We start from the raw sequence: 6328 nt of genomic DNA on the forward strand, positions 1-6328 counted from the left end.
GAGGAGGAGAACGATGCTTCAGGCTTTTTATACCGCCACGGTGGGCGCGCAGCAGCAAATGGAGCGCATGGGAGTCCAGGGCAATAATATGGCCAACGCGAACACCTTTGGATTCCGGGCGGAGAAGCCCGCCTTTGAGGCTCTAATGTACCGGATGGTAGACGGTATCGACGGCCAGCAGCTCCCCAAGGGCAGCGGTACCCGCATGGTGTCCACCATCACGGATTTCCGCTCCGCAGCGCTGGAGGAGACGGGGCGCAAGCAGGATTACGCCATTGTGGGCGACGGCTTTTTCGCCCTGTATGACCCGGATACCGGAGAGATTTCCTACACCCGGGACGGCTCCTTCGCCCTGTCCTCGTTTCAGCAGACAAAGGAGGACGGAACAACGGATACGCTTTACTATCTGGCGGATGGAGAGGGCCGGCAGGTTCTGGACACCAACGGCTATCCCATTGTGGTGACGGACGCTGAGGCGCGCCAGCCTGTGGGCGTGTTTACCATTCAATACCTGGACGGCCTTCAGCATGTGGGCAGCGGCCGGTTTGTGACCACGGAGAAAAACGGTGCGGTGTGGATGAGCCCCTCGGAGGTGCGCCAGGGCTATCTGGAGAGCTCCAATGTGGACTTGGCTTCTGAGATGGGAAAGGTGATTGAGGCCCAGCGGACATACAGCTATGTCCTGCGCATGATGCAGACAGCGGACGAAATCGAGACGACGGTCAACAACCTGACAAACGGATAGGCAGGGAAAATACGTGAAAAATTTTAATGAACTCAGCGGCCTGGAACTGGATACGCTCCGGGAGATCGGCAGCATCGGGACGGGCAACGCGGCGACGGCCCTCTCCAGCCTGCTCCAGTGTGAGGTGCGCATTGAAATGCCGGAGGTGCGCATCCTCGGTTACAACGAGGCTATCGACTGGATCGGCGGGCCGGAGGTGATCACGGCCGGTGTGCTGGTGCGTCTGGGCGGGGAAATTAACGGTATTATGCTCTCGGTACAGCAGATGGACTTTATCAATCAGGTGCTGGGCCGCATGATGAACCGGACGGTTTGCGAATATGGGCAGCTCTCGGAGCTGGACCGCTCAGCCCTGGTAGAGGTGGGCAACATCATGATCTCCACCTTCGTCAACGCCCTCTCTGGATTGGCTGGGGTAACGATTCAGCCATCGGTGCCTGGCTTTGCTGTGGACATGCAGGGGGCGATTATTACGGTGCCCATGGCGGAGTTTGGAGGACAGTCGGATTACATTATGACCATCGGCACCAATTTCATCTGCGAAAAGCACAGCGTGCCCTGCCGCCTCCTGCTGTCACCTGACGTGCGTTCCCTCAATTTCCTGCTGCGGAAGCTGGGTGTTTTGGATGAATGACAAGCTGGTGGTTGGGATCGCCGACATGAAAATGGCGCAGGGCAGTGGGATGCTGGTGACTTACGCCCTGGGCTCCTGCATTGGAATCTGCTTCTATGATCCCATGCTCAAGCTGGCCGCCCTGCTCCACATCATGCTGCCCCTGAATCTGGAGACGGGGCGGAAGTCCCCGCTCAAGTATGCGGATACCGGCATCCGGGAGACGCTGCGGGAAATGGAGCGGCGAGGCGCCAAACGGGCGCGGGTTACAGCCAAAATTGCCGGCGGAGCCCGCATGTTTGAGGTAGCCGGCGGTGGAAATCTGGGCAATATTGGACAGCGGAATATTGAAAGCGTCCATATGACGCTGCGTACAGAGGGCGTCCGGCTGCTACAGGAGGATGTAGGCGGCACGGTGGCCCGGACCCTGCTCTTTGACGCGGCCACCGGACAAGGCTGTGTCCGCTGCTACGGAAAGCCGGAGCTCATTTTTTAGCCGGTAGGAATAGAACAATCTGAAAGTGGGGGAATGGGTCATGGAAAACAACAAAGACGGAATTTTATTGGAGACGGGGACAAACGAGATTGAGATCATGGAGTTTACCATTGACGGAAATCTCTACGGGATCAATGTGGCCAAGGTGCGTGAGATTATGCTGTCGGCGCCGGTGCACCCAATGCCCCATGCCCACCCGGCAGTGGAAGGGATTTTTAAACCCCGGGACATCGTGATTACCGTGGTGGATCTGCCGGAGTATCTCAGTGGACATACCGAACCCAAAGGGGAAAAGGATCTCTTCATTATCACCAATTTCAATAAAATGCACATTGCCTTCCGCGTCCATACGGTAGTGGGGATCAGCCGTATCTCGTGGCGGGACATCCAGAAGCCGGACAACACGGTTTCCGGGGGCGCAGACGGGGTTGCCACCGGAATCGCTCAGTGCGGCAAGGACTTGGTCACGATTCTGGATTTTGAAAAGATTGTGGCCGAGATTGCGCCGGAGACCGGTATCCAGCTCAGTGAGGTGGATGCTATGGGTAAGCGGGAGAAGCGAAGCGAGCCGGTCTGGGTCGCGGAGGACTCCATCCTGCTGTCCCAGATGATCCGTACCGCGCTGACTAAGGCGGGGTATACCAACCTGCGCATGTTCCAAAACGGCGCAGAGCTGTGGGAGGCGCTGCAGGCGTGTAAGGACGGCGGGGGCCCCACCGGACAGGTTTCTATTGTGATTACCGACCTGGAGATGCCCCAGATGGACGGCCATAACCTCACCAAGCGGATCAAGGAGGATAAAGAGCTACAGGCCATTCCAGTGATCATTTTCTCCTCCCTGATTACAGAGGAGATGCGCCGCAAGGGCAAAGAGGTCGGTGCGGATGAGCAGTTGAGCAAGCCGGAAATCGGGCATTTGATCGGAATTGTGGACCATCTTTTGGAGCGCAGCAGACGGAAGCGGGAGGCAGGACAGGCATGAGCAGCAAATATATCGTTCGTCAGCCCATCAAAGACCAGGCAAATAAGATCATCGGCTATGAGATCCAGTACCATGGGGAAAACCAGGCCTTTGGCGACAACGGCAAAAACGTCAGGGAGAACGACTTTGCCGCAGCGGACACCATTTACAATTTCCTCACCATGAATACCGATAAGCTGCTGCGCGGCTCACTGAATTTTATGACCTTCACCACCACGCTTCTGATGAAAAAAACGCCCCACCTCTTTGACAAGGGGGAGCTGGTGATCCAGATTGACGACAGCGTTATCATTCATCCCCTGGCCATGCATATGGTGCAGCAGTATGCAAAAGAGGGCTATCAGGTGGCGGTCAATGAATTCCAGTTTGCCCCGCGCTATCTGGGAATCCTGGACCGGATCGACTACATTAAGCTGAACATCCAGACCACGCCGGAGCTGACGCTGAAAAACATCATCGACATCGCCCACAGCATGAAAAAGCAGTGTATCGCCGTGGGGATTGACCGGGAGGAAACCTACCAGAAGGCCGTCAAGCTGGGGGTGGATGCCCTGGAGGGCCCCTATGTGGCGGAAAAGCTGACCACACAGACCCACAGCAGCGGATATTTGCAGAGCAACTTCTTCCGCCTAATGGTGGCGATGACGCGGGACGAGCCGGATGTGGAGGAGATTGAGCAGATTATTTCCGTAGATGCTACGCTGACCTATGGCCTGCTGCGGATGGCAAACTCCTGCTATTATGCGCTCCGCCACCGGGTAACCAGCGTACGCCAGGCGATCATGACTATGGGCCTGAGCGAACTGCGTCAATGGGTCTACCTGCTGAGCGCCAGCAATGCCGAGAATCAGATGGAGGAGGGCGCGGAGGAGTTTCTCAGAATGTCGTTCATGCGGGCCAACTTCTGTAGCAAGCTGATGAACTACGCAAAGGATATGCCGATCTCCAAGCCGGATGCCTACTTAATGGGGATGTTTTCTACCCTGAATTATCTCATTGATGCTCCGCTGGCGGAGATTCTGAAGCCCATTCCTCTGTGTGCGGAGGCTAAGGAGGCCCTTTTACAGCATACCGGCCGGGCTGGAATGCTGTACGATCTGGCCCTGAGCTATGAACATGCGGATTGGGAAAAGATTGATAGACTGACCGGAGAGCTTGGAATTCCTACGAATCTGCTGACCAGTCTCTATTTTACCTGTATGGAAGAGGTAAACCGGGTTTGGATCGAAATGAACCGGCCGGTGCAGGGACAGATAACCGATGACACAAAGATAGATACCTAAAGTATCCTTCTGTTGCTCAGCCATGAGGAGCGGTACCGTCCACAATGGCGGTGTTCAGGGCGGGGAACACCACCGCGTCCAGGGAGTCCGGGTCGCCGGAGCAGGCGATGTACTCCACCGAAGCCCCCTTCTCCTCCATGGCCTGGGCCACCCGGCGCATCAGGGAGGACTTGCCGCAGCCCGGCCCGCCCTTCAATATGTAGATGGTTTCGGCCTGCTCGGGCTCAAGCAGCTGGTCGTACAGGGAGTAGAAGCCGGTGGGGGAATTGGCGCCCAGATAAAAACAAACCTTTGCTTCCGCTTGCATAAATGACCCTCCAAGTCTCTAGTTTCTCACTCCAGCGTATGCGTGGAGGGGGAGGGGGGTGCGGCGCGGTATGGTTGCCTTTTGCCTGGAGGCTGTGGTACACTATAAAAAAGAGAGGGGGTGAGTCTATGCCGTATGAGAAGCTGCGCCTGACCGCCATGACCACGGCCGGTGGGTGAGGGGCCAAGCTGGGACCGGGTGTCCTGCAACAGATTTTGTCCGGGCTGCCCCGGACGCTTGAGCCCAACCTGCTGGTGGGCTACGACTCCAGCGATGACGCCGCGGTGTACCGCCTCACGGATGAGCTGGCGCTGATCCAGACGGTGGATTTCTTCCCGCCGGTGGTGGACGACCCCTATGACTTTGGGCAGATCGCGGCGGCCAACGCCCTCTCCGACGTGTACGCCATGGGGGGCGAGCCCAGGCTGGCCATGAATCTGCTGGCCGTCCCCTCCTGCCTGCCGCGGGAAGCGGTGGGGGCCATCCTGGAGGGGGGCGCGGCCAAGGTGGCGGAGGCTGGCGCAGTGACCGCAGGCGGCCACAGCATCGAGGACGCGGAGCCCAAGTACGGCCTGTGCGTCAGCGGCCTGGTCCACCCCGGAGCGGTACTGACCAACCGGGGGGCCAGGGAGGGGGATCTGCTGGTGCTCACCAAGCCCCTGGGTACCGGCATCCTGACCACCGCCGCCAAGGCGGAGCTGCTGAGCGGGGCGGAGTACCGGGCGATGACGGATCTGATGGCGGCGCTCAACCGGGACGCGGCCCGGGCGGCCGTGCCCCTGCGGCCCAGCGCCTGCACCGATGTGACGGGCTTCGGCCTGATCGGCCACGCCAGGGAGATGGCGGAGGGGGCCGGGTGCACCATCGAGCTCTGGCCGGGGCGGGTGCCCATCGTGCCCCAGGCCCTGGAGCTGGCCCGGGACGGCATCATCCCGGCGGGGGCCTACCGCAATCTGGAGTTTGCCGGGCCGGAGGTGGAGACGGCGGGGACCTTCCCCCAGGCGGTGCTGGACTGCCTCTACGACCCCCAGACCTCCGGCGGCCTGCTCCTGGCCATTGCGGAGGAGCGGGGGGCGGAGCTGCTGCGCCGCCTGGCGGACGCGGGGGTGACCGCCGCCGCCGTCGGGCGGGTGCGCCCCCGGGGCCCGCGGCGCATTGTGCTCAAACCCTAGCCGGACAGGGCGGCGGGAGGCTTGTACCTCCCGCCGCCCTGTGTTATACTGTAGAAAAAACAGGGGGGCGGAAGCATGGAAACCATGATTATCGGCATCGCGGGGGGAACCGGGTCGGGCAAGACCACCCTCACCCTGCGGCTGAAGGAGCACTTTGGGGAGGACGTGTCGATCCTCTACCACGACAACTACTACAAGCAGCACGACGACATGCCCTATGAGGAGCGGTGCAGGCTCAACTACGACCACCCGGACGCCTTCGACACGGAGCTGTTGATCGCCGACCTCCAGGCGCTGCGGCGTGGGGAGGCTGTTCACAGTCCCACCTACGACTACACCGTGCACAACCGGGCGGCGGAGACGGTGGAGGTGCGGCCCGCCCGGGTGATTCTGGTGGAGGGGATTCTGATCTTCGTGGACCCCGCCCTGCGGGAGCTGATGGACATCAAGCTCTTTGTGGACACCGACGCGGATGTGCGCATCCTCCGCCGCATCATGCGGGATGTGAAAAAGCGGGGGCGCTCTCTGGACTCGGTGGTGCAGCAGTACCTCACCACCGTCAAGCCCATGCACGAGCAGTTTGTGGAGCCCTCCAAGCGCTACGCCGACCTCATTGTGCCGGAGGGCGGCAAAAACGCGGTGGCCCTGGATATGATCATCCAGCGGGTCAAGAGCCATATGGAGCAGGAATAAGAGCAGAGAGGGGCCGTGCCGCCGGTTTGGCGGCACG

Annotated in this window: 8 protein-coding genes; 7 read left to right on the top strand and 1 reads right to left on the bottom strand. The window is 60.0% G+C overall.

Annotation, left to right across the window (positions count from 1 at the left end):
* The first annotated feature begins 13 nt into the window (after positions 1-13).
* Genes HMPREF0372_RS04250 through HMPREF0372_RS04270 form a run of 5 tightly spaced genes read left to right on the top strand, consistent with a single transcriptional unit; the run spans position 14 to position 4119 of the window.
* Positions 14-745, top strand: coding sequence for a flagellar hook-basal body protein (locus HMPREF0372_RS04250; RefSeq protein ID WP_007489281.1), 732 nt, complete (start codon positions 14-16; stop codon positions 743-745).
* 13 nt (positions 746-758) lie between these two features.
* Positions 759-1379, top strand: coding sequence for a chemotaxis protein CheC (locus HMPREF0372_RS04255; protein ID WP_007489282.1), 621 nt, complete (start codon positions 759-761; stop codon positions 1377-1379).
* Positions 1372-1854, top strand: coding sequence for a chemotaxis protein CheD (locus HMPREF0372_RS04260; RefSeq protein WP_007489283.1), 483 nt, complete (start codon positions 1372-1374; stop codon positions 1852-1854). Before HMPREF0372_RS04255 ends, HMPREF0372_RS04260 begins: the two co-directional genes overlap by 8 nt.
* A gap of 40 nt (positions 1855-1894) precedes the next feature.
* The gene (locus HMPREF0372_RS04265; RefSeq protein WP_007489284.1) at positions 1895-2836 is read left to right on the top strand and encodes a chemotaxis protein; all 942 of its coding nucleotides are present in this window, start codon (positions 1895-1897) and stop codon (positions 2834-2836) included.
* Entirely contained in the window at positions 2833-4119 is a 1287-nt protein-coding gene (locus HMPREF0372_RS04270) for an EAL and HDOD domain-containing protein (RefSeq protein ID WP_007489285.1), read from the top strand. Before HMPREF0372_RS04265 ends, HMPREF0372_RS04270 begins: the two co-directional genes overlap by 4 nt.
* A gap of 16 nt (positions 4120-4135) precedes the next feature.
* Here the strand turns inward: HMPREF0372_RS04270 and HMPREF0372_RS04275 are convergent, their stop codons facing one another.
* A complete protein-coding gene (locus tag HMPREF0372_RS04275; protein WP_007489287.1) occupies positions 4136-4426 on the bottom strand; it encodes a P-loop domain-containing protein in 291 nt (96 codons plus the stop codon).
* Positions 4427-4554: 128 nt separating this feature from the next.
* On the opposite strand from HMPREF0372_RS04275, the gene selD reads away from it, so the two are divergent.
* Entirely contained in the window at positions 4555-5598 is a 1044-nt protein-coding gene (selD, locus tag HMPREF0372_RS04280) for a selenide, water dikinase SelD (RefSeq protein ID WP_080567994.1), read from the top strand.
* A gap of 75 nt (positions 5599-5673) precedes the next feature.
* Positions 5674-6291 (top strand): uridine kinase, encoded by a 618-nt coding sequence (gene udk, locus HMPREF0372_RS04285; RefSeq protein WP_007489291.1) that lies wholly within the window; start codon positions 5674-5676, stop codon positions 6289-6291.
* The last annotated feature ends 37 nt before the right edge of the window (positions 6292-6328 follow it).

Origin of the sequence: Flavonifractor plautii ATCC 29863 (assembly GCF_000239295.1) — a bacterium.
Classification (GTDB): domain Bacteria; phylum Bacillota; class Clostridia; order Oscillospirales; family Oscillospiraceae; genus Flavonifractor; species Flavonifractor plautii.

What these genes read in the sequence shown, in the direction of transcription:
- HMPREF0372_RS04250 (WP_007489281.1), top strand. Translation starts at nt 14, where the DNA reads ATGCTTCAGGCTTTTTATACCGCCACGGTGGGCGCGCAGCAGCAAATG.
- HMPREF0372_RS04260 (WP_007489283.1), top strand. Translation starts at nt 1,372, where the DNA reads ATGAATGACAAGCTGGTGGTTGGGATCGCCGACATGAAAATGGCGCAG.
- HMPREF0372_RS04265 (WP_007489284.1), top strand. Translation starts at nt 1,895, where the DNA reads ATGGAAAACAACAAAGACGGAATTTTATTGGAGACGGGGACAAACGAG.
- HMPREF0372_RS04270 (WP_007489285.1), top strand. Translation starts at nt 2,833, where the DNA reads ATGAGCAGCAAATATATCGTTCGTCAGCCCATCAAAGACCAGGCAAAT.
- HMPREF0372_RS04275 (WP_007489287.1), bottom strand. Translation starts at nt 4,426, where the DNA reads ATGCAAGCGGAAGCAAAGGTTTGTTTTTATCTGGGCGCCAATTCCCCC.
- udk (WP_007489291.1), top strand. Translation starts at nt 5,674, where the DNA reads ATGGAAACCATGATTATCGGCATCGCGGGGGGAACCGGGTCGGGCAAG.